Annotated in this window: 2 tRNA genes and 2 rRNA genes; all 4 read right to left on the minus strand. The window is 50.3% G+C overall.

Going from position 1 to position 4,302, the window contains the following annotated elements:
- Window positions 1–1,836: ribosomal RNA gene (locus F4Y38_09185) — 23S ribosomal RNA — on the minus strand; the annotation flags it as partial.
- 239 nt (window positions 1,837–2,075) lie between these two features.
- Window positions 2,076–2,151, minus strand: a tRNA-Ala gene (locus F4Y38_09190).
- 26 nt (window positions 2,152–2,177) lie between these two features.
- A tRNA-Ile gene (locus F4Y38_09195) sits at window positions 2,178–2,254 on the minus strand.
- A 136-nt stretch (window positions 2,255–2,390) separates the two neighbouring features.
- Window positions 2,391–3,926, minus strand: a 16S ribosomal RNA gene (locus F4Y38_09200).
- Window positions 3,927–4,302 lie beyond the last annotated feature (376 nt).

Genomic DNA, 4,302 nt, shown 5'->3' on the forward strand with positions numbered 1-4,302 from the left:
TATACGTCCTCTTACGAGTTTGCAGAGTGCTGTGTTTTTAGTAAACAGTCGCAGCTACCTGGTCACTTCGACCGCCCTCAGCTCCAGGTGCAAGACCCTTCACCAAGTGCGGCGCACCTTCTCCCGAAGTTACGGTGCCAATTTGCCTAGTTCCTTCATCCGAGTTCTCTCAAGCGCCTTGGTATTCTCTACCCGACTACCTGTGTCGGTTTAGGGTACGGTCAACAATTGCTTAGAGCTTAGAGGTTATTTCTTGGAAGCATGGCATCAACAACTTCCTGAATCCGAAAATTCAGTCGTCATCACATCTCGGCCTTAAGAGATCCCGGATTTTCCTAAGATCTCAGCCTACGTGCTTAAACCTGCTAAACCAACAGCAGGCTTGTCTAGCCTTCTCCGTCACCCCATCGCAGCAATCGCCGGTGCAGGAATATTAACCTGCTTCCCATCAACTACGCCTTTCGGCCTTGCCTTAGGGGCCGACTCACCCTGCGTCGATGAACGTTGCACAGGAACCCTTAGTCTTTCGGCGAGGAGGATTCTCACCTCCTTTATCGTTACTTATGTCAGCATTCTCCCTTCTGATACCTCCAATACACATCGCCATGTATCTTCAACGGCTTACAGAATGCTCCTCTACCGCTCACAACAGTTAAACTGTCATAAGCCCGCAGCTTCGGTACGTGATTTAAGACCCGGTACATCTTCCGCGCAGGCCGACTTGACCAGTGAGCTGTTACGCTTTCTTTAAAGGATGGCTGCTTCCAAGCCAACCTCCTGGGTGTCTAGGCCTTCCCACATCGTTTCCCACTTAATCACGGTTTTGGGACCTTAGCTGGCGGTCTGGGCTGTTTCCCTTTCGACGACGGACCTTAGCACCCGCCGTCTGTCTCCCTTGCTGCACTCGCCAGTATTCGGAGTTTGCATGGGGTTGGTAAGTCTAGATGACCCCCTAGCCCAAACAGTGCTCTACCCCCGACGGTGATACAAGAGGCACTACCTCAATAGTTTTCGAGGAGAACCAGCTATCTCCGGGCTTGATTAGCCTTTCACTCCAAGCCACAGGTCATCCCCCCATTTTTCAACATAGGTGGGTTCGGGCCTTCAGTCAGTGTTACCTGACCTTCACCCTGCCCATGGCTAGATCGCCCGGTTTCGGGTCTACTCCTGCAGACTTAACGCCCTATTCAGACTCGGTTTCCCTATGGCTCCCCTAAACGGTTAACCTTGCCAGCAAGAGTAAGTCGCTGACCCATTATACAAAAGGTACGCGGTCACACTCACCACGGCCGAAGCCGCTTTAGTGCTCCCACTGCTTGTACGCATCCGGTTTCAGGTTCTTTTCACTCCCCTAACAGGGGTTCTTTTCACCTTTCCCTCACGGTACTAGTTCGCTATCGGTCAGCTGAGAGTATTTAGCCTTGGAGGATGGTCCCCCCATATTCAGACAAGGTTTCACGTGCCCCGCCCTACTCGATTTCATGACTCGATCATTTTCGCATACGGGGCTTTCACCCACTATGGCAGAACTTTCCAGAACCTTCTGCTAACTCTCGAATCACTTAAGGGCTACTCCCCGTTCGCTCGTCACTACTAAGGGAATCTCGGTTGATTTCTGTTCCTCCGGGTACTTAGATATTTCAGTTCTCCGGGTTCGCCTTGTATACCTATGAATTCAGTACACAATGACACAAGTGTCGGGTTTCCCCATTCGGAAATCCCCGGATCAAAGTCTGTTTGCCGACTCCCCGAGGCTTATCGCAGGCTGCAACGTCCTTCATCGCCTTCAGCTGCCAAGGCATCCACCAGATGCGCTTGTTCACTTGACCATATAACCGGAAGCACGTTAATCGTACCACCCGATTATCGGTTCTACTAGAACTTTCGCCAACATACCATATTTTTTTTTGATCAATGTATCAACATCAATCATACGTATCAACGGTGTTTACACACTTCAGTTGATACTTTATACGCGCTTGTAATTGCGGTGATTCTTTCGATTCCTAATTGTTAAAGAACAAGATCTTTGCGGTAGCTTTTACCTGAGTAGCGTTTCCGTAATCAAGATAAATTGGTGGAGCCGAGGAGGATCGAACTCCTGACCTACTGCGTGCAAGGCAGTCGCTCTCCCAGCTGAGCTACGGCCCCATCTCAACGCACCTAACGTACGTAATTGGTGGGTCTGGGTGGATTTGAACCACCGACCTCGCCCTTATCAGGGGCGCGCTCTAACCTACTGAGCTACAAACCCAGCTCGGCTTGCTACCAAAATGAGCGAAACCATCCGTGGAGTACCTGACCGCGTTAGAGTCTTGGTACTGGATCGACTCGGGTCGGTGTCTTACGGCGGTACCGTAAGCTCCGGTTGCCGGCCGATCAAAATTTAAGGTTAAGGAGGTGATCCAGCCACAGGTTCCCCTACGGCTACCTTGTTACGACTTAGTCCCAGTCATGAATCACACCGTGGTAACCGTCCTCCCGAAGGTTAGACTAGCTACTTCTGGTGCAACCCACTCCCATGACGTGACGGGCGGTGTGTACAAGGCCCGGGAACGTATTCACCGCGACATTCTGATTCGCGATTACTAGCGATTCCGACTTCAAGGAGTCGAGTTGCAGACTCCTATCCGGACTAAGAGAGGTTTTGAGGATTAGCGAGACCTCGCGGTTTAGCGACCCATTGTATCTCCCATTGTAGCACGTTTGTAGCCCACCTCGATAAGGGCCATGATGACTTGACCTCATCCCCGCCTTCCTCCGGTTTATCACCGGCAGTCTCCTTATAGTTCCCGGCCTAGCCGTTGGCAAATAAGGACAAGGGTTGCGCTCGTTACGGGACTTAACCCAACATCTCACGACACGAGCTGACGACAGCCATGCAACACCTGTCACACAGTTCCCGAGGGCACCTTTTCATTACGATCAGTTCTGTGGATGTCAAGAGGTGGTAAGGTTTTTCGCGTTGCATCGAATTAAACAACATGCTCCACCGCTTGTGCGGGCTCCCGTCAATTCATTTGAGTTTTAACCTTGCGGCCGTACTCCCCAGGCGGAGAACTTATCGCGTTAGCTGCGCCACCTAGTCCCGAAGGACCCGACGGCTAGTTCTCATCGTTTACGGCGTGGACTACCAGGGTATCTAATCGCTGTTTGCTCCCCACGCTTTCGCACCTCAGCGTCAGTGTTAGTCCAGAAGGTCGCCTTCGCCACTAGTGTTCCTTCCTATATCTACGCATTCCACCGCTCCACAGGAAATTCCACCTTCCTCTACTACACTCTAGTCTAACAGTTTGAAATGCAGTTCCCAGGTTAAGCCCAGGGCTTTCACATCCCACTTATTAGACCGCCTACGCGCGCTTTACGCCCAGTAATTCCGATTAACGTTTGCACCCCCCGTATTACCGCGGCTGCTGGCACGGAGTTAGCCGGTGCTTCTTCTGTAACTAATGTCAGGACATGATGGTATTAACATCATGATTTTCATCGCTACTGAAAGTGCTTTACAACCCAAAGGCCTTCTTCACACACGCGGCATGGCTGCGTCAGGCTTTCGCCCATTGCGCAATATTCTTTACTGCTGCCTTCCGTAGAAGTCTGGACCGTGTCTCAGTTCCAGTGTGGCTGATCATCCTCTCAGACCAGCTATGGATCGTCGCCTTGGTAGGCCGTTACCCCACCAACAAGCTAATCCAACGCAGGCTCCTCTAATAGCGCGAGGTTCGAAAATCCCCCGCTTTCACCCTTAGGTCGTATGCGGTATTAACTCGGGTTTCCCCAAGTTGTTCCCCACTACTAGGTAGATTCCTACGCGTTACTCACCCGTCCGCCACTTGTCAACGACCAAAGTCGTATCTTCGTTCGACTTGCATGTATGAGACCTGCCGCCAACGTTCAATCTGAGCCATGATCAGACTCTTCAATTAATATGTTTTTTAAGGACGTCGATTGCTCGACATCAATCGTTTGTTCTAACCGTGACTCTAACTCAAATCATCAAGCGCCCACACGAATGGCTTGCTCAGTTTTTAAAGATCAAATCGCACCTCCAACGCTCGAAAAGCTGTTTCGATTCGGCGTGGAAGTGTGACAAAGGATTGTGTATTCTACGGAATGAGAGTGAAAACGCAAGAAATTTGATACAAAAATATCAAAAATTTGCAAATTTTTGGTTTTAGCAACGAATGTGTGTCTTGCCTCGGCGTGTGGAAATCAATTTACCGAACTGGTTTTTTTCTTCAAACACTACCTAAGTCCGCGATCTTTTAGTAGTTTTAGTGCTGTGTTGTTATTTCCGTGGAC

It is taken from the genome of Gemmatimonadota bacterium (assembly GCA_009838645.1).
Lineage (GTDB): Bacteria > JAAXHH01 > JAAXHH01 > JAAXHH01 > JAAXHH01 > JAAXHH01.